The sequence below is a fragment of the Streptomyces cyaneochromogenes genome, from assembly GCF_003963535.1.
GTDB lineage: Bacteria > Actinomycetota > Actinomycetes > Streptomycetales > Streptomycetaceae > Streptomyces > Streptomyces shaanxiensis.
Map to the genome: position 1 here is coordinate 2026950 of NZ_CP034539.1, position 21811 is coordinate 2048760.

The 21811-nt window shown below is 71.5% G+C and carries 19 protein-coding genes; 8 read left to right on the forward strand and 11 right to left on the reverse strand.

The annotated features are described in order from the left end of the window. Positions 1-253: 253 nt before the first annotated feature. On the forward strand, positions 254-1456 hold the full coding sequence (locus EJ357_RS08915) for an amino acid deaminase/aldolase (RefSeq protein WP_126390335.1): 1203 nt from the start codon (positions 254-256) through the stop codon (positions 1454-1456). Positions 1457-1533: 77 nt separating this feature from the next. Here EJ357_RS08915 and EJ357_RS08920 read toward each other — a convergent pair whose 3' ends face one another. From EJ357_RS08920 to EJ357_RS08930, 3 genes are read right to left on the reverse strand one after another with little or no spacing between them, the layout of a single operon-like run. Beyond that, a complete protein-coding gene (locus EJ357_RS08920; protein ID WP_126390337.1) occupies positions 1534-2316 on the reverse strand; it encodes a 3-oxoacyl-ACP reductase in 783 nt (260 codons plus the stop codon). Then, positions 2313-3701: an aldehyde dehydrogenase family protein gene (locus EJ357_RS08925; RefSeq protein WP_126390339.1), complete on the reverse strand. Its 1389-nt coding sequence runs from the start codon at positions 3699-3701 to the stop codon at positions 2313-2315. Before EJ357_RS08925 ends, EJ357_RS08920 begins: the two co-directional genes overlap by 4 nt. A gap of 8 nt (positions 3702-3709) precedes the next feature. After that, positions 3710-5080: a glutamine synthetase family protein gene (locus EJ357_RS08930; protein ID WP_126390341.1), complete on the reverse strand. Its 1371-nt coding sequence runs from the start codon at positions 5078-5080 to the stop codon at positions 3710-3712. Positions 5081-5167: 87 nt separating this feature from the next. Here EJ357_RS08930 and EJ357_RS08935 point away from each other — a divergent pair, with 87 nt between their 5' ends. The 3 genes from EJ357_RS08935 to EJ357_RS08945 all read left to right on the forward strand — a co-directional run bounded on the left by EJ357_RS08935 (position 5168) and on the right by EJ357_RS08945 (position 8249). Then, entirely contained in the window at positions 5168-5917 is a 750-nt protein-coding gene (locus EJ357_RS08935) for a FadR/GntR family transcriptional regulator (protein ID WP_126390343.1), read from the forward strand. Positions 5918-6086: 169 nt separating this feature from the next. Continuing rightward, positions 6087-7529: an ethanolamine permease gene (gene eat / locus EJ357_RS08940; RefSeq protein WP_126390345.1), complete on the forward strand. Its 1443-nt coding sequence runs from the start codon at positions 6087-6089 to the stop codon at positions 7527-7529. Between the two features lie 42 nt (positions 7530-7571). Then, complete coding sequence (locus EJ357_RS08945; RefSeq protein WP_175647806.1) at positions 7572-8249, forward strand: gamma-glutamyl-gamma-aminobutyrate hydrolase family protein; 678 nt, start codon at positions 7572-7574, stop codon at positions 8247-8249. A gap of 197 nt (positions 8250-8446) precedes the next feature. On the opposite strand, the gene EJ357_RS08955 is transcribed toward EJ357_RS08945, so the two are convergent. Next, positions 8447-9370, reverse strand: a complete 924-nt coding sequence (locus EJ357_RS08955; protein WP_126390349.1) for a LysR family transcriptional regulator — start codon at positions 9368-9370, stop codon at positions 8447-8449. A gap of 70 nt (positions 9371-9440) precedes the next feature. Here EJ357_RS08955 and EJ357_RS08960 point away from each other — a divergent pair, with 70 nt between their 5' ends. Further along, positions 9441-10565: a TDT family transporter gene (locus tag EJ357_RS08960; protein ID WP_126390351.1), complete on the forward strand. Its 1125-nt coding sequence runs from the start codon at positions 9441-9443 to the stop codon at positions 10563-10565. On the opposite strand, the gene EJ357_RS08965 is transcribed toward EJ357_RS08960, so the two are convergent. From EJ357_RS08965 to EJ357_RS08980, 4 genes are all read right to left on the reverse strand, one after another. Further along, positions 10477-11196: a helical backbone metal receptor gene (locus EJ357_RS08965; protein WP_126390353.1), complete on the reverse strand. Its 720-nt coding sequence runs from the start codon at positions 11194-11196 to the stop codon at positions 10477-10479. The genes EJ357_RS08960 and EJ357_RS08965 overlap by 89 nt on opposite strands. After that, positions 11196-11765, reverse strand: a complete 570-nt coding sequence (locus EJ357_RS08970) for a helix-turn-helix domain-containing protein (protein ID WP_126390355.1) — start codon at positions 11763-11765, stop codon at positions 11196-11198. The genes EJ357_RS08965 and EJ357_RS08970 overlap by 1 nt, the downstream gene beginning before the upstream one ends. A 529-nt stretch (positions 11766-12294) precedes the next feature. Further along, complete coding sequence (locus tag EJ357_RS08975) at positions 12295-14121, reverse strand: ABC transporter permease/substrate binding protein (RefSeq protein WP_126390357.1); 1827 nt, start codon at positions 14119-14121, stop codon at positions 12295-12297. After that, entirely contained in the window at positions 14114-15190 is a 1077-nt protein-coding gene (locus EJ357_RS08980) for a quaternary amine ABC transporter ATP-binding protein (RefSeq protein WP_126390359.1), read from the reverse strand. The genes EJ357_RS08975 and EJ357_RS08980 overlap by 8 nt, the downstream gene beginning before the upstream one ends. Positions 15191-15414: 224 nt before the next feature. Between EJ357_RS08980 and EJ357_RS08985 the strand changes: the two genes are divergently transcribed. Together EJ357_RS08985 and EJ357_RS08990 are read left to right on the forward strand one after the other, a co-directional pair. Then, positions 15415-16344, forward strand: a complete 930-nt coding sequence (locus tag EJ357_RS08985) for a 5'-3' exonuclease (protein ID WP_228473156.1) — start codon at positions 15415-15417, stop codon at positions 16342-16344. A 150-nt stretch (positions 16345-16494) separates the two neighbouring features. After that, positions 16495-17340, forward strand: coding sequence for a siderophore-interacting protein (locus tag EJ357_RS08990; RefSeq protein WP_126390360.1), 846 nt, complete (start codon positions 16495-16497; stop codon positions 17338-17340). 59 nt (positions 17341-17399) lie between these two features. On the opposite strand, the gene EJ357_RS08995 is transcribed toward EJ357_RS08990, so the two are convergent. From EJ357_RS08995 to EJ357_RS09005, 3 genes are all read right to left on the reverse strand, one after another. Beyond that, a complete protein-coding gene (locus tag EJ357_RS08995; RefSeq protein WP_126390362.1) occupies positions 17400-18176 on the reverse strand; it encodes an ABC transporter permease in 777 nt (258 codons plus the stop codon). Then, positions 18173-19210 (reverse strand): ATP-binding cassette domain-containing protein, encoded by a 1038-nt coding sequence (locus tag EJ357_RS09000; protein WP_126390364.1) that lies wholly within the window; start codon positions 19208-19210, stop codon positions 18173-18175. The genes EJ357_RS08995 and EJ357_RS09000 overlap by 4 nt, the downstream gene beginning before the upstream one ends. Positions 19211-19373: 163 nt before the next feature. Next, the gene (locus EJ357_RS09005; RefSeq protein ID WP_126390366.1) at positions 19374-19997 is read right to left on the reverse strand and encodes a PadR family transcriptional regulator; all 624 of its coding nucleotides are present in this window, start codon (positions 19995-19997) and stop codon (positions 19374-19376) included. 234 nt (positions 19998-20231) lie between these two features. Between EJ357_RS09005 and EJ357_RS09010 the strand changes: the two genes are divergently transcribed. Further along, positions 20232-21791 (forward strand): amino acid permease, encoded by a 1560-nt coding sequence (locus tag EJ357_RS09010; RefSeq protein WP_126390368.1) that lies wholly within the window; start codon positions 20232-20234, stop codon positions 21789-21791. Positions 21792-21811: the final 20 nt, after the last annotated feature.

The window sequence follows — 21811 nt, forward strand, 5'->3', positions numbered from 1 at the left end:
CCGCTCTCGTACGCAGGCCGTCGTTCTGTGTCCCGGCTGCCCTGCCCGGCGCGGAATCGTCCGACCAGGCACGCATACCCGCACGGGCGGAGCGTCATCCCGGCGCGCCCGAGCGGCCGTGGGCGTTCCACCCATGCGTGCGCGTCACTCTACGGGTTGATGCAGGGGGAACGGGAACCAGTCCACGACCCCGCGTAAATCTGCCCGGAACGTCCCCCTACCCTGCGGTAATCCCGTCTGGCAGGCTGCGTTCATGACTGCGCGCGCCGCCGACCGGGCCCGTTACGACCGGGCCACCGCCCATCTCGAAGCCCCTCTCGCGATCGTGGACCTGGACGCCTTCGACGCCAACGCGGACGATTTGCTCCGCCGCGCCGGCGGGAAGCCGATCCGTGTCGCCAGCAAGTCCGTCCGCTGCCGGGCCCTGCTGGAGCGCGTGCTCGCGAAGGACGGGTTCGCGGGGATCATGTCCTTCACGCTGGCCGAGTCCCTGTGGCTGGCGCGCTCCGGGTTCGACGACGTCCTGCTCGCCTACCCGTCCGCCGACCGTGCCGGGTTCGCCGAGCTGGCCGGTGATCCCAAGCTCGCCTCCGCCGTCACCGTGATGATCGACGATCCGGCACAGCTCCGGTTCATCGACGACGCACGCGACGGTGGCCGGGAAGTGGTGCGGGTCTGCCTGGAGTTGGACACCTCGCTGAAGCTGCTCGGCGGGCGCGTGCGGGTCGGCGCCCGGCGTTCGCCGCTGCACTCCCCGGCCCAGGTCGCCGACATGGCCCGGGTCGTCGCGCGGCGGCCGGGGTTCGAGCTCGTCGGGATCATGGCGTACGAGGGACACATCGCGGGAGTCGGGGACGCGGTGGCGGGGCGGCCGCTGCGGTCGCGTGCCATACGGCTGATGCAGGCCGCCGCGCGCCGGGAGCTCGCCGAGCGGCGGGCCGAGGTGGTGCGGGCGGTGCGGGCCGTGGCGCCGGGGCTGGAGTTCGTCAACGGTGGCGGGACCGGCAGTGTGCAGCACACCGCCGCCGAGGACTGCGTCACCGAGATCGGGGCCGGGTCGGGGCTGTACGTCCCGCGGCTGTTCGACAACTACACGTCCTTCAGCGGGCGTCCGGCCGCGCTGTTCGCCCAGCCCGTGGTGCGCCGGCCGGGGGTCGGGGTGGTGACCGTCCTCGGGGGCGGCTATCCGGCCTCGGGTGCGGCCGGGCCCGACCGGCTGCCGGTGCCGTACCTGCCGGAGGGGCTGCGGTACGACCCCCAGGAGGGGCCCGGCGAGGTGCAGACGCCGCTGCTCGGCTCGCCGGCCGACGATCTGCTGATCGGCGACAAGGTGTGGTTCCGGCACGCCAAGGCCGGTGAGCTGTGCGAGCGGTTCGACGCGCTGCACCTCGTCGAGGGCGACTCGGTGCCGGCGACCGTGCCGACGTATCGGGGCGAGGGCCGTACGTTCCTGTAGCGGCGGTCCGCGCGCGGGGCGAGCGGGACGTCACCATCCCCCGAGGGCGGCGTCCCGCTCACTTCCCCGGCGCCGGGCTACAGCGGCGTGACGTACGCCCCCGAGATCCCGCCGTCCACCAGGAAGTCGGTGGCGTTGACGAAGGAGGAGTCGTCGCTGGCCAGGAAGGCGACGGCGGCGGCGATCTCCTCGGCCTCGGCGAAACGGCCCACCGGGATGTGCACCAGGCGGCGTGCGGCCCGCTCCGGGTCCTTGGCGAACAGCTCCTGCAGGAGCGGGGTGTTGACCGGTCCCGGGCACAGGGCGTTGACCCGGATGCCGTCGCGGGCGAACTGCACGCCCAGCTCGCGGGACATGGCCAGCACGCCGCCCTTGGAGGCCGTGTACGAGATCTGCGAGGTCGCCGCGCCCATCCGGGCCACGAAGGACGCCGTGTTGATGATGGAGCCCCTGCCCTGCTGCCGCATGTAGGGGATGGCGGCCTTGCAGCACAGGTAGACGGAGGTGAGGTTGACCTCCTGGACGCGCTTCCAGGCCTCCAGGCCGGTCTCCAGGATGGAGTCGTCGTCGGGCGGCGAGATACCGGCGTTGTTGAAGGCGATGTCGACGCTGCCGTAGGTGTCGTACGCCGTCTTGAACAGCGCCTCGACCTGCTCGGGGTCGGTGACGTCGACCTTCACGAAGATCCCGCCGACCTCCTCGGCGGCCGCCTTGCCGCGCTGCTCGTCGACGTCGCCGCAGACGATGTGGGCGCCCTCGGAGGCGAGGCGGCGGGCGGTGGCGAGGCCGATGCCGCTGCCGGCGCCGGTGATGACGGCGGTACGGCCGACCAGGCGTCGGCAGACATTCTCTTCGGTCACTGTGCGGGGCCTTCCGTGCTGATGAAGACGTTCTTTGTTTCGGTGAAGGCGGTCAGGGCGTCCGGGCCCAGTTCGCGGCCGATGCCGGACTGCTTGAAGCCGCCGAAGGGGGTCCAGTAGCGGACGCTGGAGTGGGAGTTGACGGACAGGTTGCCGGCCCGGACCGCCTGGGAGACGCGCAGGGCGCGGCCGACGTCGCGGGTCCAGATGGAGCCGGAGAGGCCGTAGTCGGTGGCGTTGGCCAGCCGGACCGCCTCCGCCTCGTCCTCGAAGGGGAGGACGACGGCGACGGGGCCGAAGACCTCCTCGACGGCTACGCGCGCGCGGGGGTCGACGCCGGTGAGGACGGTGGGCGGGAACCAGAAGCCGGGGCCCTCGGGGGCCTTGCCGCGGATGCCTTCCAGGTCGTCGCCGACGTACGAACGCACGCGCTCCAGCTGGACCTTGGAGATCAGCGGGCCCATGTCGGTCTTCTCGTCGGCCGGGTCGCCGACCGTCACCGCCTCGATGGCGGGGCTCAACAGCTCCAGGAAGCGGTCGTAGGCGGAGCGCTGGACGAGGATGCGGGTGCGGGCGCAGCAGTCCTGGCCGGAGTTGTCGAGGAAGGACATGGGCGCGGCGGCCGCGGCGGCTTCGAGGTCGGCGTCGGCGAAGACGATGTTGGGGCTCTTGCCGCCGAGTTCGAGGGTGACGCGCTTGAGGAGCGCCGAGCCCTTCGCCAGCACTTGTTTGCCCACGCCCGTGGACCCGGTGAAGACGATCTTCGCGACGCCCGGGTGCTCGACGAGGGCGTTGCCCGCGACGGGACCGTGACCGGGCAGGACCTGGAACAGCCCCTCCGGGAGGCCCGCCTCCAGGGCGAGCTCCGCCAGGCGCAATGCCGTCAGCGGGGTCGTCTCGGCGGGCTTGAGGATGACCGCGTTGCCGGCCGCGAGCGCCGGGGCCGTGCCCCAGGCCGCGATCGGCATCGGGAAGTTCCAGGGAGCGATGACGCCGACGACACCGAGCGGTTCGAGGATCGTCACGTTCAGGCCGCCGGCGACCGGGATCTGACGTCCGGTCAGCCGCTCCACTCCCCCGGCCGCGTAGTCGAGCAGATCGCGGACGTTGCCCGCCTCCCAGCGGGCGTTGCCGACGGTGTGCCCGGCCTCGCGGACCTCCAACCGGGCGAGTTCCTCGAGGTGTTCGTCGACCTTGACCGCGAACCGGCGCAGCAGCCGGGCGCGTTCGCCCGGGGCGAGGGCCGCCCACCCGGACTGTGCCAACGCGCCGCGCACGACGGCGGCGTCCACGTCGGCCGCGGTGGCGGCCTGGACGGTGGCGACGACCTCCTCGGTGGCGGGGTTCAGTACTTCCAGTACGTGCTCGGAAGACTCGGAAGACAAGAAGGGCCTCACATGCGTTCGAAGGAGCGGCGCAGCTCCCAGTCGGTCACCGCGGCGTCGAAGGCGTCCAGCTCGACGCGCGCCATGTTGCGGTAGTGGGCGACCACCTCGTCGCCGAAGGCGGCCTTGGCGATCGGGCTGTTCTCCCACAGCTCAGCGGCCTCGCGCAGCGTCGTGGGGACGTGCGCGAAGTCGGCGGCGTAGGCGTTGCCGGGGCAGGGCTCGGGCAGCTCCAGCTTGTGCTCGATGCCGTACAGGCCGGCCGCGACCAGTCCGGCCACGGCGAGGTGCGGGTTGACGTCGCCGCCGGGGAGCCGGTTCTCGAAGCGCATCGAGCGGCCGTGGCCGACGACGCGCAGGGCACAGGTGCGGTTGTCGTGGCCCCAGGCGACGGCGGTCGGGGCGAAGGAGCCCGGCTGGAACCGCTTGTAGGAGTTGATGTTGGGGGCGTAGAGGAGGGAGAAGTCACGCAGGGCGGCGAGCTGTCCGGCGAGGAAGTGCCGCATGACCTCGGACATGCCGCCGGGGTCCTCGGCGGAGCCCGCCATGACGTTGTTGCCGGCGGCGTCCGCGAGCGAGAGGTGGATATGGCAGGAGTTGCCCTCGCGCTCGTTGTACTTGGCCATGAAGGTGATCGAGACGCCCTCCTGGGCGGCGATCTCCTTGGTGCCGGTCTTGTAGACGGCGTGCTGGTCGCAGGTGACCAGGGCGTCGTCGTACTTGAAGGCGATCTCGTGCTGGCCGGGGTTGCACTCGCCCTTGGCGGACTCGACGGTGAGGCCGGCGCCCGCCATCTCGTTGCGGATTCGGCGCAGCAGGGGCTCGATGCGCCCGGTGCCGAGCACCGAGTAGTCGATGTTGTACTGGTTCGCCGGCGTCAGCCCCCGGTAGTTGGCATCCCAGGCCTGCTCGTAGGTGTCCTTGAAGACGATGAACTCCAGCTCGGTGCCGACGTTCGCCGTGTACCCGAGTTCGGCGAGGCGCTCCAGCTGGCGGCGCAGGATCTGGCGCGGGGCGGCCACCACCGGGGAGCCGTCGTTCCAGGCGAGGTCGGCGATCAGCATCGCGGTACCCGCGTTCCAGGGCACGCGGCGGAGCGTGGCCAGGTCCGGGTGCATGGCGAAGTCGCCGTAGCCGCGCTCCCAGGAGGACATGGCGTAGCCGTCGACGGTGTTCATCTCGGTGTCGACGGCGAGGAGATAGTTGCAGCCCTCGGTGCCGTGGTGCAGGACCTCGTCGAGGAAGAAGCGGGCGGCGAACCGCTTGCCCTGGAGCCGCCCTTGCATATCGGGGAAGGCCAGGACGACAGTGTCGATCTCACCGCCTGCGACGAGGGCGTGCAGCTCCTCGACGCTCAGCGGGGGTGTGCGGTCTGCCACGGGAGAGCCTCCATTCGGCTTACTTCGGTCAGCCGGGAGCCATAAGGTATTGCGCAGGACCATTGATTGGGAAGGGGGTCGGGCCACATGTCGCAGGCGGACACGGAGCTCGGGGCGCCCGGGGCCGACGACGACCGGCTGACGTCGGTGCTGCGGCCGGTGCGGGCCGGCAACGGCTTCGAGGAGGCTCTGGAGCAGATCCTGCAGGTCGTCCGGCTCGGTCTGGTGCCGGGCGGCGAGCGGCTGCCGGCGGAGCGGGAGCTGGCCGACCGGCTGGGGATCAGCCGGGTGACACTGCGCGAGGTGCTGAAGGTCCTGCAGGACCAGGGCCTGGTCGAGTCGCGGCGCGGGCGCTACGGCGGAACGTTCGTCCTGCCGCGCCCCGAGACGCCCGGCGAGGAGGAGTTGCGCCGCCGCCTGAAGGACGTCGACGTCGAGGACACACTGCGCTTCCGCGAGGTGCTGGAGGTGGGCGCGGCCGGGCTGTGCGCGGCGCACGGGCTGGACGAGGAGCAGGCCGACCGGCTCCGCGAGGCCCTGGTGCGCACGCACGACGCCCCGCTCGCCGAGTACCGCCGCCTGGACACCCTGCTGCACCTGACGCTCGCCGAACTGTCCGGCTCCCCCACGCTCACGGCCCAGTACGCGGCGGTACGCGCCACGGTCAACGACCTCCTCGACTGCATCCCGCTCCTCGTCCGCAACCTGGAGCACTCCCAGCGCCAGCACGCCGCCCTGGTGGAGGCCGTGATCGAGGGCAACGCCGAGTGCGCGCGGGAGATCATGCGCGAGCACTGCGGGGGTACGGCGGCACTGCTGCGGGGCTTCCTGGGCTGAGCCGTGCCGCCTGCGGGCGAGCCAAGGATTTACGGGCGATTAACGCAGGGGTATTGCCTTCTCACGCCGACGACCGCAAAGGTATGGATCCATTCCATTGAGCCGGAGCTCGGTCGACCCCACCGCGCCCGGAAATGCCCGGCGTCCACCGCATGTGGGGAGTTGGCCCATGTCCCAGGAATCCACAAGCACACCCGCCCCGGAGGCGGACGACTATCTGGAGCGCAGAACCCTGCGCCGCGGCAGCGCCGGCTGGGTGCTGCTGACCGGTCTCGGCGTCGCGTACGTCGTCTCCGGCGACTACTCGGGCTGGAACTTCGGCCTGGCCGAGGGCGGCTTCGGCGGCCTGGCGATCGCCATGGTGCTCATGGGCGCGATGTACGCGTGCATGGTCTTCGCGCTCGCCGAACTGTCCTCGATCCTGCCGACGGCCGGCGGCGGCTACGGCTTCGCCCGCCGGGCGCTGGGCCCCTGGGGCGGCTTCCTGACCGGTACGGCGATCCTCATCGAGTACGTCCTCGCCCCCGCCGCCATCGTGATCTTCATCGGCGACTACGTCGAGTCGCTGGGCCTGTTCGGCCTGGAGTCCGGCTGGCCGGTGTACCTGGTCTGCTTCGCGATCTTCCTCGGCATCCACCTCTGGGGCGTGGGCGAGGCGCTGCGCTTCAGCTTCGTCGTCACCGGGATCGCGGTGGTCGCCCTGGTCGTGTTCGCGCTCGCGGCGCTGCCGGACTTCTCCCTCGGGTCGCTGGACGACATCCCGGTCGACACCTCGGCGGCCGGGTCGAACTCCTGGCTGCCCTTCGGCCTGCTCGGCATCTGGGCGGCGTTCCCGTTCGGCATGTGGTTCTTCCTGGGCGTCGAGGGCGTGCCGCTGGCCGCCGAGGAGACCAGGGAGCCGGCCCGTACGCTGCCGAAGGCGATCCGCTGGTCGATGGCCATCCTGGTGGTGCTGGCCGTGGTCACCTTCTTCGCGGCGGCCGGCGCACGTGGATCGGCGGCGATCCAGGAGGCGGGCAACCCGCTGGTCGAGGCGCTTCAGCCGGACGGCGAGGCGACGACCCTGAGCCGGATCGTGAACTACGCGGGCCTGGCGGGCCTGGTGGCGTCGTTCTTCTCCCTCATCTACGCGGGCTCGCGCCAGCTCTTCGCCCTCTCCCGCGCGGGCTACCTCCCCCGCTTCCTGTCCCTCACCAGCAGCCGCAAGGCGCCCTACCTGGGCCTGCTGGTGCCGGGCACGATCGGCTTCCTGCTGGCGGCGCTGACGGGCGACGGGGCCCGGATGCTGAACATCGCGGTCTTCGGCGCCACCATCTCCTACGCGCTGATGTCCCTGTCCCACATCGTGCTGCGCCGCCGCGAGCCCGAACTGCCGCGGCCGTACCGTACGCCGGGAGGCGTGGTGACCTCCTCGGTCGCCCTGGTGCTGGCCTGCGCGGCGCTGGTGGCGACGTTCCTGGTGGACGTGACGGCGGCGGTGATCGCGCTGGTGGTGTACGTGGTGGCCATCGCCTACTTCGGCCTCTACAGCCGGAAGCACCTGGTGGCGAAGGCGCCCGAGGAGGAGTTCGCGGCGCTGGCTGCGGCCGAGGCAGAGTTGGCACGGGACTGAACGTTCGACTGTGAGTGTGAGGGAGTTGAAGTGGCCAGGCCGCTGATCGGGGTCACCACCTATCTGGAGTCCGGTGCGCGCTGGGGGGTGTGGGAGCTGGACGCGGCACTGCTGCCAGTCGGCTATCCGCGGCTCGTGCAGCGGGCGGGCGGCCTGGCCGCGATGCTCCCGCCGGACGACCCTTCTCTCGCCGCGGCTGCCGTGGCCCGGCTGGACGGGCTGGTCATCGCGGGCGGGCCCGACGTGGAGCCGGTCCGCTACGGCGCCGAGCGCGAGCCGCGGACCGGGCCACCGACGCGGGAGCGGGACGCGTGGGAGCTGGCGCTGATCGACGCGGCGCTGGCAGCGGGGCTGCCCCTGCTCGGCATCTGCCGGGGCATGCAGCTGCTGAACGTCGCCCTCGGCGGCACGCTCGTCCAGCACATCGACGGGCACGCGGAGGTCGTGGGCGTCTTCGGCAGCCACACCGTGAAGCCGGTGCCGGGGAGTCTGTACGCCGGTGTCGTGCCGGAGGAGACCTCCGTGCCGACGTATCACCACCAGGCCGTGGACCGCCTCGGCGAGGGTCTCGTCGCGTCGGCGTACGCGGCGGACGGGACGGTGGAGGCGGTGGAACTGACGTCGGCCGGGGGGTGGGTGTTGGGGGTGCAGTGGCATCCGGAGATGGGGGAGGACGTGCGGGTGATGCGGGGGTTGGTGCGGGCTGCCGCCGGCGGCTGACGGGGTATCTCGCCCCCGCCGCCCCTACCCTTCCCGTCCCTGGGGGCTGCCGCCCCCAGACCCCCGCTTCGGCCCTGAACGGGCCTCGTCCTCAAACGCCGGACGGGCTGAAAAACCAGCCCCTCCGGCGTTTGAGGAGCGGGGTCTGGGGCGGAGCCCCAGAAGGACGGGAAGGGTAGGGGCGGCGGGGGCGAAAACTACCCCCGCGTCAGCGACAGCAGGTCCCGCGCCGGCCCCACCGGCCGGTGGCCCATCGGCCACACCGCCCGGAGGTCGCGGGCCAGGGAGACGTCGGCCAGCGGGATGCGAACCAGCCGCCGCATCGACAGCTCCTCCCCCACGGCCAACTCGCTCAGCACCGCCGGCCCCGCCCCACTCACCGCGGCCGCCTTCACCGCCGTCGTCGAGGACAGCTCGATCAGCGGCCGGGCCAGCCCGCCCAGCGCCGCGTCGAGGACCTGACGCGTACCCGACCCCTTCTCCCGGAGGATCAACGGCGTCGCCGCCAGCTCCGACGCCTCCAGCGCCCGCCGCCGACGCGACCAGACATGCCCTGGCGCCGTCACCACGATCAGGCTGTCGTGGGCGATGACGACCGAGTCCAACCCCGTCGGGACCGACAGCCCCTCCACGAACCCCAGGTCCGCCTCGTCCGCGAGCAACCGCTCCGCCACGGCCGCCGAGTTCCCGGCGAGCAGCGACACCGCCGTGTCCGGCCGCTGGGCGCGCAGCGCGAGCAGCCAGCCCGGCAGCAGGTACTCCGCGATCGTCATGCTCGCCGCCACCCGCAGCCGCGAGTCCCGCCGGTCCCGCAACGCCTGCGCCCCGACGTCGAAGGCCTCCGCCGCCTCCACCACGCGCCGCGCCCAGTCCGTCACCAGCGCCCCGGCGTCCGTGAGCCGGGAGCCTCGCGGTGACCGGTCGACCAGCGCCACGCCGAGCTGGCGTTCCATCGACCGGATCCGGCTGCTCGCCGCCGGCTGGGTGATCCCCAGCTCACGGCCCGCCCCGCCGAGACTGCCGAGCCGCGCCACCGCCAGCAACAGCTCCAACGCGCCGAGATCCGGAACGCGATGCGCCAGGGATCCCGCGCGAAACCGCCCCTCCGCCGCCTCTGTCATAAGGCCAGTTTATGTGCCCATAGAGGCAAACTCCCTGGTGGGAGACGAAGACCGGAGCAACGCTGAGCGCATGGTCACCGCCGTCCGTCACCTCGGACCCAACTGGTACGCCTCCGTCATGGGCACCGCCGCCGTCGCCACCGCCGGAGCCGCGCTGCCGCTTCAGCTCCCCGGCCTGCGCACGACCTGCGCAGCCGTCTGGGCGCTCTCCCTCGTCCTGCTCGTCACCCTGCTCGCCGCCCGCGCCCTGCACTGGACCCACCACCGCGACCAGGCCCGCGCCCACCTCCTCGACCCGGCCACGGCGCCCTTCTACGGCTGCCTGGCGATGGCCCTGCTCGCCGTCGGGGGCGGTGCCGTCACCGTCGGCCGGGACTGGATCGGGACCGGGGCGGCGGTCGCGCTCGACGCGGTGCTGTTCGGCGCCGGTACGGTCGTCGGGCTGGCGGCCGCCGTCGCCGTCCCGTACCTCATGGCCGTACGCCATCGGATCGAGCCGTCGCAGGCCACGCCCGTATGGCTGTTGCCGCTCGTGGCGCCGATGGTGTCGGCCGCGCTCGGGCCGCTGCTGGTGCCGCATCTGCCGCCGGGGCAGGCCCGGGAGACGATGCTGCTCGCCTGCTTCGCGCTGTTCGGGCTCAGTCTGCTCGCCACCCTGCTCATGCTGCCGCTGGTCTTCGCCCGGCTGATCACCGGCGGCCCGCTGCCCCTCGCTCTCACGCCGACCCTGTTCCTGGTGCTGGGGCCGCTCGGGCAGTCCACCACCGCCGTCGGCAGCTTCGCGGACGTCGCGCCGGGCGTCGTCCCGGGCCCCTACAGCGGGGGCTTCGGCGTGCTCGCCGTCCTCTACGGCGTGCCCGTCATGGGCTTCGCCCTCCTGTGGTCCGGGCTCGCCACCGCCCATGTCCTGCGCGCCCGGCGGCACGGCATGGGGTTCGCGATGACCTGGTGGGCGTTCACCTTCCCGGTGGGCACGTGCGTCACCGGCGCCGCCGCACTGGGCCGGCACACCGGGCTGGTGGTCTACGACGGGCTCGCCGTCGGGTTGTACGTCGTGCTCGTCGGCGCCTGGGCCGTCGCCGCCGTGTGCACCGCACGCGGTCTGCTCAGCGGTGCGCTGCTCGCAGCGCCTCGGCCAGCACGCGCGGTGCCTCTGCCAGCGACGGGCCGTACCACGTCAGGTGCCGTCCGCTGACCAGCGCGCAGGGCAGTCCGGGGAAGGCCTCCGGGCCGTCGTCGGCAGTGAAGCGGTAGGGCTCGTCCGGGAGGACGACGACGTCCGGGGCCGCCGCCCGCAGGTCGTCCAGGGGGACGCGCGGGTAGCGGTCCTCGTGCGTGGCGTACAGGTGGTCCACGCCGAGGCGGGCCAGGACGTCGCCGGCGAAGGTGTCGCGGCCCAGCACCATCCAGGGCCGCCGCCAGATCGGGACCACCGCCGTCGTACGGCGCTGCGGGGGCGGCAGGGACGACCACGCCTGCTCCGCCTCGTCCAGCCACCGCGGACGTGCCGTCACCCCGCAGGCGGCCAGCACGCGGGCCAGCTCCCGCAAGGCCTGCGGCACGTCCCGCACCTCGGTCACCAGGACCTCGACGCCGGCCGCGCGGAGGGCGGCGAGGTCGGGCTCGCGGTTCTCCTCCTCGTTGGCGATCACCAGGTCGGGGGCGAGGTCGATGACGCGGTCGGCCTTGGGGTTCTTGGTGCCGCCCACGCGGGTGACGTCCAGGCCGGCGGGATGGCCGCACCAGTCCGTGGCGCCGACGAGGACGCCTGGGGCCGACACGGCCACGGCCTCCGTCAGGGACGGCACCAGGGAGACGACGCGCATCAGCGCCCCGGCCGGTCCCGGACCGCCTCGATGTGCTCCGCCACCGCGACGACGACCACACGCGTGTCCGGCACGGTCGCCCGCCAGCGGTGGCGCACCCCGCCGGTGAGGTACAGGGTGTCGCCGCGGCCCAGGCGATAGGCGCGGCCCTCCGCCTCGATCTCCACGGCGCCGTCGGCGACGTACATCAACTGGTCGTTGCGGTACTGGAATTCGCGGCCCGCCTCATGGTCCCCGGTGAACTCCGAGGCGTGCATCTGATGGTGACCGCGCACCAGCGACCGCACCCGTGGTTCCGGCGCGAGTTCGGTGGCGTCGGCCCGGACGACGTCGACGCTGCACGCCGGGTCGGCGGCGGCGAGAAGCTCGACGGCGGTCGTACGCAATGCGTCGGCGACCTTCTCGAGGGAGCTTCTGCTGGGGCGTGCCCGGTCGTTCTCGACCTGGCTCAGGAAGGGCACGGACAGGCCGCTGCGCTCGGCCACGACGGCGAGGGTGAGGTCCAGTGCGCGGCGTCGCCGCCGCACGGCCGCGCCCACCCGAAGGGTCTGTTCTTTGTGGTCGCCCATCGCTCCGGCTCCCTCCTTCGCTCGTCGGTCCACTGTCCTCGCGCCCGCTGCCCGGCGCACACCTTCTGTTGAGTTCCTTGCACCCTACGCATGTTCGGCAAACCGTTTCATGCGCCCGTCACATCGACGACACGTCGGGGGGAGTACGACCCATCGGTTCGCGCCAGCGGATCGGCACCCCCACTGCGCCGTGTACCCCCATGCCACCCCTGACTCCCGCTCAGCACAAGAGAACCGGTGTCGCGTTCAATGCTCCGGGGTCCGTCGGTGTTCCCTCTCCCCCTGCGGTGGGACCGCCTGGTCACGGCGTCGTCCCGGGCTCCGTGCCGGAGCGTTAAGTCGAGGCCGGCCGCGGGGAGTTGGCGCGGCCCAGTTCAGGTGGTGGGGTAGCGCTGCGTGGTTGGCCGGATCCTTCTCGTAGGCATGCCGTAGGACTATGCGGACATGCCGCGAGGGGTGGGCCAGCCGTACGTGAGGGGAATACGTACGGCGTGACCCACCCCTCGGGCGGCGGTCCGGGCCCGTCAGGTCACCCGGCCGCCTGGCTCTTGTGCTCCGATCCGGCGACCGGGGCCCACTGGTCCAGCAGGCCCGGGTTCTGCTTCAGCCAGGTGCGGACGGCGTCCTGCTCCTTGCCCTTGCCCGCCTTCGTGATCTGCGACTCCAGGCCGGTGAGCTGCCGCTCGGTCATGGAGAAGTCCTTCAGCCACTTGCCGACCTCGGGGTTGTCCGCGGCGAAGCCCTTGCGCGCGAGGGTGTGCACACCGTCGCCCTTGCCCCAGGCGCCCTTGGGGTCCTTGAGCTTGTTCAGGTCGTAGTCGCTGTACGCCCAGTGCGGCGACCAGAGCGTGACGACGACGGGCTCCTTCTTGGCGTACGCGCGCTTGAGCTCGGCGAGCATCGCGGGCGTCGAGCCGTCCACGACGTCGTACTCGCCCTGAAGGCCGTACTCCTTGAGGACCTTGTCCTTGAGCATGCCCATCATTCCGGCGCTCGGCTCGATGCCGATGATCCTGCCCTTGAACTTGGCGGCGTTGCCCTTGAGGTCCTCCAGGGAGTCGACGCCCTTCACGTACGACGGGACGCTGAGCTCCAGCGAGGTGGGGCCGTACCAGGAGCCGAGGTCCTCGAGCCGGTTCCCGTACTTCTTCCAGTACTCGGCGTGGGTGGTGGGCAGCCAGGCGTCCGTCTGGAAGTCGAGCTGGCCGGTGGCGACGCCGGTGTACAGGGGGCCCGCGGCGTACTGGGTGGTGGTGACCTTGAAGCCGCGCTGCTCCAGGAGCTCCTTCCACAGGTACGTCGAGGCGATGCCCTCGTCCCACGGGATGTAGCCGAGCTTGATCTCCTTGCCCTTGCCGACGTTCGTGGCGGAGGCCTCGGCGGTGCCGGCGGTGGGGCCGAAGACGCCCAGGCCGCCCGCGACCAGGGCCAGGACGGCCACTCCGGCGACGGCGACGACCGGGCGGGGGCGGTGGTTCCAGACCTTGGTGCCGCCCGCGGCGCGGGCCTTGGCGGCGGTGCGGCGGCCGAGCGGGGAGATCTGCGCGCCGAGCGCGCCGGTGATGCGGTCCAGGTAGATGGCGAGGACGACGATGCCGACGCCCGCCTCGAAGCCGAAGCCGATGTCGAGCTGCCCGATGGCCTCGTTGACCGCGCCGCCGAGGCCGCCGGTGCCGACCATGCCGGCGATGACGACCATCGACAGGCTCAGCATGATGACCTGGTTGATGCCCGCCATGATCGTCGGCAGGGCGAGCGGCAGCTGGACCCGCAGCAGGGTGTCGCGGGGTGTGGTGCCGAAGGCCTCGGCGGCCTCGACCAGTTCCGCGTCGACCTGCCGGATGCCCAGCTCGGTCATGCGCACACCGGGGGCGAGCGCGAAGATCAGGGTGGCGATGACACCGGCGGCGGTGCCCAGGCCGAAGAAGAGGATGGCCGGGATCAGCAGCACCATCGAGGGCATCGTCTGGAGCAGGTCCAGGACGGGCCGTACGGCCGCGCTGACCGCCTTGGAGCGGGCCGCCCAGATGCCCAGCGGGATCGAGATCACCAGCGCGATGACCGTCGCCACCAGCACCAGGGCCAGCGTCGACATGGCCCGGTCCCACAGGTCGAGCGAGTCGACCAGCGCGAAACCGGCGAAGCCGAGGACGCCCGCGACCAGGCCGCGCAGCCACCAGGCCAGCACGGCGAGGATGCCCGCGAGGAGCAGGGGCTCGGGGGCGGTCAGGACGGCGTTGACGCCGTCGTACATGCCCTCCACGACCGCTTTGATCGCGTCGAAGAGCCAGCCCATGTGGGCGACGAGCCAGTCCACACCGGAGTCGACCCAGTCGCCGAGACGCAGCCTAGGCATGGGCGATCACCTTGCCCTCCGGGCTGTCGCAGGGCGCGGGTTCTGCGCTCTCGTCGCCGAGGAAGCCGACCAGCCGCTGCCGCGGCACGACGCCGATGACCTTGTTGTCCTCGTCCACGACCGAGACACGGTGCGACAGCCGGGCACTGATCGCGCACAGCTCCGCGAAGGTCGTGTCCCGGGTGGCGGTCTCGCAGGCGCAGAGGGGGGCGCCGGCGGTGACCGAGGTGTCCATGAGCGCGCTCGCGGTCAGCACGCGGGAGCGGTCGACGTCCTGGATGAAGGAGGCGACGTAGTCGTTCGCCGGGCGCAGGAGGATGTCCTCCGCCGAACCGGTCTGGACGATTCGGCCGTCGCGCATGACCGCGATGCGGTCGCCGAGGCGCATGGCCTCGTTCAGGTCGTGGGTGATGAAGACGATCGTCTTCTTCAGGGTGCGCTGCAGTTCGAGCAGCTGGTCCTGCATGTCGCGGCGGATCAGCGGGTCGAGCGCGCTGAAGGACTCGTCCATGAGGAGCAGGTCGGCGTCGGTGGCGAGGGCGCGGGCCAGGCCCACGCGCTGCTGCATACCGCCGGACAGCTCGTCGGGCCAGGACTTCTCCCACCCGGCCAGTCCGCACAGGGCCAGCGCCTCGCCGGCGCGCTTCTCGCGCTCGGCGCGGGGCACGCCCTGCACGGCCAGGCCGTAGGCGGCGTTCTCCAGCACGCTGCGGTGCGGGAAGAGCGCGAAGTGCTGGAAGACCATGCTGATCTTCTTCGCGCGGACCTGGCGCAGCTCGCGGTCGCTCAGCGCGGTCAGGTCCTGGCCGTCGAAGCGGACGTGGCCCGCGGTCGGCTCCAGCAGCCCGTTGAGCATGCGCAGCAGGGTGGACTTGCCGGATCCGGACAGGCCCATGACGACGAAGATCTGGCCCGGCTCCACGGTGAAGGAGGCGTCGATCACGGCGGCGGTGATGCCGTCGGCCCGCAGCTCCTCCCGGTCGGCCCCTTGCCGGAGCCGCTCGACAGATTCTTGCGGTCGTCTGCCGAACACCTTGTGGAGATGTTCGGCCTCAAGCCTGGCTGACACAGGTACCTCTTGTCTCGACGGCAGATGAAGGGAGCGACGACCGGACGGTTGAACGCGCAACCGGCCTCACTCCGAGGCCGCGCCTGCCCGGGTTCTCCGGGTACAAACGCGCAAGTGGTCCAGGCCACAGAAATGGCATACGACGCAACTCGTTGCGCAGGACAGCGCACTCCGCGGACCGCTGTCAGTGCCGTACGGCGTGACTGTCAGTGGCTTGCGGCATGATGCGTGGCGTGACCGGACGACTGATGCTCCTCGACACCGCCTCGCTCTACTTCCGCGCCTATTTCGGCGTCCCGGACTCCGTGAAGGCCCCGGACGGCACGCCGGTGAACGCCGTGCGCGGGCTCCTCGACTTCATCGACCGCCTGGTCAAGGACCACCGCCCGGACGCGCTGGTGGCCTGCATGGACGCCGACTGGCGGCCCCAGTGGCGGGTCGACCTGATCCCGTCCTACAAGGCGCACCGCGTGGCCGAGGAGCACGAGGCCGGGCCGGACGAGGAGGAGGTGCCGGACACGCTGTCGCCGCAGGTGCCGGTCATCGAGGCCGTCCTCGACGCGCTCGGCATCGCGCGCGTGGGGGTCGAGGGGTACGAGGCGGACGACGTGATCGGCACGTTCACGGCGCGGGCGCGGGGCCCGGTCGACATCGTCACCGGCGACCGTGACCTGTACCAGCTGGTGGACGACGCGCGCGGGGTGCGGGTGCTGTACCCGCTCAAGGGCGTGGGCACGCTCCAGCTCACCGACGAGGCGTGGCTGCGCGAGAAGTACGGCGTGGACGGCCGGGGGTACGCGGATCTGGCGCTGCTGCGCGGCGACCCCAGCGACGGTCTGCCGGGCGTGCCGGGGATCGGCGAGAAGACGGCCGCGAAGCTGTTGGCCGAATTCGGCGACCTGGCCGGGATCATGGCCGCGGTCGACGACCCCAAGGCGAAGCTCACGCCCTCGCAGCGCAAGCGGCTGGACGAGTCCCGGCCGTACGTCGCCGTCGCGCCGACGGTGGTGCGGGTCGCGGGCGATGTGCCGCTGCCGGATGTCGACACGACGCTTCCGCGCGCGCCCCGGGATTCGGCCGGACTGGACGAACTGGCCGTGCGGTGGGGGCTGGGCGGGTCGCTGCAGCGGCTGCTCGGGACGCTGGGGGCGTGAAGGGCGCGATTTGGTGAATGGGGTTCACGGTGCGGGGAATTCGGTCCCTGTGTACGCGACATGCACCCTTTCATGAACGTCCATAGCGGCATTCGCCAGGCGGAGGTGCTAACTTAGGTAAACCTAAGCTTGGAACGAGGGAGGCCAGTGATGGCACTACGCCCTGCCCGCAAGCCGCGGAAGCCCCACTCCGCGCAGGTCATCCGTACCGAACGGCTGACCCCGCACATGCAGCGTGTGGTGCTGGGCGGTGAGGGGCTCGACGAGTTCGCGGCGGACACCTGCACGGACCATTACGTCAAGATCCTGTTCTCTCCCGCCGGTGTGAGCTACCCCGAGCCCTTCGACCTGGAGCGCATCCGCGAGGAGCTGCCGCGCGAACAGTGGCCGGTGACGCGGACGTACACCGTGCGGGCCTGGGACCCCGAGCACCGTGAGCTGACGCTGGACTTCGTGCTGCACGGCGAGGAGGGCCTGGCCGGCCCCTGGGCCTTGCGCGCCCGGCCGGGCGAAGTCGTGCGGTTCATGGGCCCCGGCGGCGCCTACGCCCCCGACCCGGACGCCGACTGGCATCTGCTCGTCGGCGACGAGAGCGCGCTGCCCGCGATCGCCCGCTCCCTGGAGTCGCTGCCCGACGGCGCCACGGCGTACGCCTTCGTGGAGATCGCCGGCCCCGAGGAGGAGCAGAAGATCGACTCCGATGTGGAGGTCATCTGGCTGCACCGCGGCTCCCGTCCCGTCGGCGAGGCACTGGTCGAGGCCGTACGCACGCTGGACTTCCCCGAGGGCCGGGTGCACGCGTTCGTGCACGGCGAGGCGCACTTCGTGAAGCAGTTGCGCCACCTGCTGCGGGTCGAGCACGGCGTACCCCGGGAGGACCTGTCGATCTCCGGCTACTGGCGGCTCGGCCACAACGAGGACGGCTGGCAGGCTTCCAAGCGGGACTGGAACGCACGGATCGAGGCGGAGCAGGAGGGGGCGGCGCCGGCCGCGTGAGACTCCTCGAAAGGGGCGGCACTTCCAGAAGTGCCGCCCCTTCGTCGTACCCGGGACGCTCAGACGGACCGCTGGTACGAGCGGAACGTCCGTATCGACAGCCACACCGCCGCGACCGCCAGCGCCAGCAGACCTCCGCCCCGGAGGGCGACGTCACCCCAGTCGGGGTTCCCGGACATGGCCGAACGGCCCGCCACCATCGCCCAGTTGAGCGGGTTGAGGTCGGCGACGTGCCGCATCCAGTCGGGCATCTGCGACGGCGCCATGAAGGCGGAGGACAGGAAGGTCAGCGGCAGCAGCAGGAAGGTGTTGATGCCGATGATCGACTCCCGCTCCCGCACGAGCATCCCCAGCGCGTTGGACAGCGCCCCGAAGATCGTCCCGAGCAGGACCGAGGCGACGACCAGCACGGCGATCCCGCCGACACCGCCCGGACAGTCGGCCCCGCCCAGCAGGCCGAGCAGCACGATGACGACCGACTGCAGGGCGGTGACCAGGCCGTTGTTGACGACGTTGCCGTTCATCAGGGCGGCTCGACTGACCGGGGTGGTCAGGAACCGGTCGAGCGTGCCCCGCTGGATCTCGTCGAGCGTGCCCATCCCGGCCCACAGGTTGGAGCTGAGGGCGCTCATCACGACGACGCCCGGCACCAGGTAGTCGAGGTAGGAGGTGGTGCCGAAGCCGCCGAGCTCGATGACCTTCTTGAAGAGGCTGCCGAACAGGAACAGCCAGATCACCGGCTGGATCAGGGTGATGACGGCATAGGCGGGCTGGCGTACGAACACCATGAGTTGACGTTGCGTCATGTACCAGGTCTGGGCGACGGCGGTGCTCATCGCGCACCTCCGGTCGCGGCCAGGACGAGATCCTCGGCGCCTTCGGCCTCGGCTTCGGCCTCCGAGTAACGGCGGCCGGCGTAGCGGAGGTAGACGTCGTCGAGGGACGGGCGGGCGACGGTCGCGGTGGCGACGCCGACCCCGGCGCGTTCGAGCGCGGCGAGGAGCGCGGGCATCGCGGCGGCGCCCTGGTCGGCACGGACGCTCACGCGGCGCCCGTCGACCAGCACCTCGTGCACGCCGGGCAACCCGCCGAGGGCGCCCCTGAGCAGCGTACGACCGGCTTCGCCGACCGCTCCGCGCAGTTCCACATGGACGGCGTCGCCGCGCAGTTCGCCCTTGAGGGAGTCCGGGGTGCCCGCCACGACGACCCGGCCCCGGTCGACGATCGCGATGCGCTCGGCGAGCCGGTCGGCCTCCTCCAGATAGTGCGTGGTGAGCAGGACCGTCAGGCCGTCCTCCCCGGCCAGTCGGCCGATCTCGTCCCACATCGCGGCGCGGGTCTCGGGGTCGAGGCCGGTGGTGGGCTCGTCGAGGAACAGCACCTCGGGCCGGTGCACCAGGCCGAGGGCGACGTCGAGGCGGCGGCGCATCCCGCCGGAGTACCCCTTGACCGGGCGGTCGGCGGCGTCGGCGAGCCGGAAGCGGTCGAGCAGCTCGGTGACCCGACGAGCGAGGTCGGTGCGGCCCAAACCGTAGAGCCGTCCCTGGAGTTGGAGGTTCTCACGGCCGGTGGCGACCGGATCGGCGCCGGAGTTCTGGGCGACCACGCCGATCGCGCGCCGCACCCGGTCCGGGTGGCGCAGCACGTCGTGCCCGGCGACGGTGGCCGAGCCGGAGTCGGGGCGGGCCAGGGTGGTGAGGATCTTGACGGTGCTCGACTTGCCGGCGCCGTTGGGCCCGAGGAGGCCGAAGACCGTTCCCGGCTCGACGGTGATGTCCATGCCGTTGAGGGCGTAGACATCGCCGTAGGTCTTGATGAGTTGACGTGCCTCGACCGCGGGCACGCGGGTGGCACTGGTGCTGGTACTCATGACGACTGCTCTCCTGGTGAGCGGATGTGTGATCGATCCGCGTGAGCAGTGCCGGGCTATCCTGGGTGTGCCGCACCTCGATGACCCGGTTCTGCCACGGCGGATCCGTTTCGGGGTTCGAGACCCCGGCGGAGCTGCTGCAACAGCCCCGCCGGGGTCTTTCTCATGTCGTGAACTCGGCCGGCAACTCCCCCGTTTCATGGAAGCGCCGCCACTCCTCGACGCCGGGCAGCTCGCCCTTCCTGGTCTCGTCGAGGAAGCCTCGGACCCACTCCGCCTGCGCCTCGACCATGTGCAGTTGGTACTCGACCTCGACGAGGAAGAGCCGCGGCAGCGTCTCGCAGAGCTTCTCCAGTGCGCCCCGGCCGCTCGCCACCTGCACCTCCAGCGAGCTGAGCCGCATCTCGAGCAGCCGCACCACCTCGTCGGGGGGCAGCGCCGCCATCAAGGAGAGGGCCGTCTCGAAGATCGGGTACTCCTTCGCCGGGATGGCGAGCAGGTCGGACAGCCACTCGGCCATCTCCTCGCGCCCTGCGTCGGTGAGCCCGTAGACCGTGCGCTCGGGGCGGTTGCCCTGGCGTTCCACACCGGTCACCTCGACGAAGCCGTGCTTCTCGAGGTTCTGCACGACCGTGTACAGCGAGCCGTAGTTGGTCTTCGTGCTGACGTCCTTGCCCTGACTGCGCAGGGTCTGGGCGATCTCGTACGGATGCATCGGCTTCTGCCAGAGGGTCGTCATCACGGCGAGCGCCAGCGGGTTGGTGAGCTTGCGGCGTTTCCCCGTCATGGTGACCACCTCGCTGCCGAATATCCGTGGCCGAACATATCGCGACTCGACCGAAAGCGTCAATAGACACGATGTATCGCGTTCTGGAGGTCGCCACAAGAGGCCACCGGCGCCTGTCGTGAGAAATTAGGATCGACTCGGACATGAGCACGTCATGCGTTCGAAACAGCCCCTCCCTAATTTCTGTCGCCCGACAGGAATTCTTGCGCCGCTGTGCGAAAGCAGGTTGCCGCCATGACGAGCACCGCCCCCGCCGCCCCACGCCCCGACCCGCCGCTGGACCCTGACGAGCTCTCCCTCGCCGAGTTCGGGTACCGCCAGGAACTGCACCGCAGCCTCGGCCGGTACGCGTCCTTCGCGGCCGGTTTCTCCTTCATCTCCGTCCTGACGACCGTCTTCCAGTTCTTCGCCTTCGGGTACGCGTTCGGCGGCCCCGTCTTCTTCTGGGCCTGGCCCGCGGTGCTCGTCGGGCAGCTGCTGGTGGCCGCGTGCTTCGCGGAGCTGGCCGCGCGCTATCCGATCTCGGGCGCGATCTACCAATGGTCGTCGCGGCTGTCGAACGTCACCTTCGGCTGGTTCGCCGGCTGGATCATGGTGATCGGGCAGATCGTGGTGGTCGCGGCCGCGGCACTGGCGCTGCAGATGGTGCTGCCGGCGATCTGGTCCGGCTTCCAGCTCATCGGCACCGACCCCGCGCCGACCTCGGCGGACGGCGCGGCCAACGCGGCGCTGCTCGGCGTGATCCTGCTTGTCCTCACCACGGTGGTGAACCTCCTGGACAACAAGGTGCTGTCACTGGTGAACCGGGTCGGCGTGACCGCCGAGATCATCGGCGCGGTGCTGATCATCGCGCTGCTGCTGACCCACTCCGAGCGCTCCCCCGGCATCACCTTCCACACCGAAGGCGCCGCCCAGTCGGGCCTGTTGGGCGCGCTGCTGGTGGGCTCGTTCACGGCGGCGTACGTGATGATCGGCTTCGACAGCGCGGGCGAGATGAGCGAGGAGACGCACCACCCGCGCCGCACCGCGCCCCGAACCATCCTGACCGCGCTGGGCGCCGCGGGCCTGCTCGGCGGCCTGCTCGTGCTCGGGGGCCTGCTCGCCGCGCCCAGTCTCACGGACGGCCGGCTGGCGGTCGACGGCCTGAGCTACGTCCTCACCAGCAGCCTGGGCGACGGCGTGGGCCGGGTGCTGCTGGCCGACGTGGTGGTGGCGATCACGGTGGCGACCCTCGCCATCCAGACGGCCGCCTGCCGGATGCTGTTCTCGATGGCCCGCGACGGCCAACTCCCGTTCGCCCGCCGCCTCGCGAAGGTCAGCCCACGCACCGGCATGCCCGGCGCGCCCGCGCTGGTCGTCGGCGTCCTCGCGGCAGCCCTGCTCCTGCTCAACTTCGCCTCGCCGGAGGCGTTCCTGGCCATCGGCACGACCTGCATCGTGATGCTGTACCTGGCGTACGCGATGGTCACCGGCCCTCTCCTGGTCGCCCGCCTGCGCGGCCGCTTCACCGCCACCGACACGGACGAGACCGGCGCCCGCCTGTTCTCCCTCGGCCGCTGGGGCGTCCCGCTCAACGCCCTGGCCCTGCTGTACGGCCTCGCCATGACCGTCAACCTCGCCTGGCCCCGGGCGGCGGTGTACGACCCGGCGGGCGGGCACTGGTACTTCCAGTGGTTCACCGTGCTCTTCCTCGGCGTGACGGTGGTCGCGGGTGTCGGCTTCCGGATGTACCGGCGGCGGACGGCGCCCGTGAGCACGGTCCCCGAGACGACGGCATCCGAGGCCGCCGGTTAGGCCGGTGCGTCCGCCCGGGG

Coding starts and splice junctions, on each gene's coding strand:
- EJ357_RS08985 (WP_228473156.1), top strand. CDS start 15,415: ATGCGTGGCGTGACCGGACGACTGATGCTCCTCGACACCGCCTCGCTC.
- EJ357_RS09010 (WP_126390368.1), top strand. CDS start 20,232: ATGACGAGCACCGCCCCCGCCGCCCCACGCCCCGACCCGCCGCTGGAC.
- eat (WP_126390345.1), top strand. CDS start 6,087: ATGTCCCAGGAATCCACAAGCACACCCGCCCCGGAGGCGGACGACTAT.
- EJ357_RS08935 (WP_126390343.1), top strand. CDS start 5,168: ATGTCGCAGGCGGACACGGAGCTCGGGGCGCCCGGGGCCGACGACGAC.
- EJ357_RS08960 (WP_126390351.1), top strand. CDS start 9,441: ATGGTCACCGCCGTCCGTCACCTCGGACCCAACTGGTACGCCTCCGTC.
- EJ357_RS08995 (WP_126390362.1), bottom strand. CDS start 18,176: ATGAGCACCGCCGTCGCCCAGACCTGGTACATGACGCAACGTCAACTC.
- EJ357_RS09000 (WP_126390364.1), bottom strand. CDS start 19,210: ATGAGTACCAGCACCAGTGCCACCCGCGTGCCCGCGGTCGAGGCACGT.
- EJ357_RS09005 (WP_126390366.1), bottom strand. CDS start 19,997: ATGACGGGGAAACGCCGCAAGCTCACCAACCCGCTGGCGCTCGCCGTG.
- EJ357_RS08970 (WP_126390355.1), bottom strand. CDS start 11,765: ATGGGCGACCACAAAGAACAGACCCTTCGGGTGGGCGCGGCCGTGCGG.
- EJ357_RS08965 (WP_126390353.1), bottom strand. CDS start 11,196: ATGCGCGTCGTCTCCCTGGTGCCGTCCCTGACGGAGGCCGTGGCCGTG.
- EJ357_RS08955 (WP_126390349.1), bottom strand. CDS start 9,370: ATGACAGAGGCGGCGGAGGGGCGGTTTCGCGCGGGATCCCTGGCGCAT.
- EJ357_RS08990 (WP_126390360.1), top strand. CDS start 16,495: ATGGCACTACGCCCTGCCCGCAAGCCGCGGAAGCCCCACTCCGCGCAG.
- EJ357_RS08975 (WP_126390357.1), bottom strand. CDS start 14,121: ATGCCTAGGCTGCGTCTCGGCGACTGGGTCGACTCCGGTGTGGACTGG.
- EJ357_RS08915 (WP_126390335.1), top strand. CDS start 254: ATGACTGCGCGCGCCGCCGACCGGGCCCGTTACGACCGGGCCACCGCC.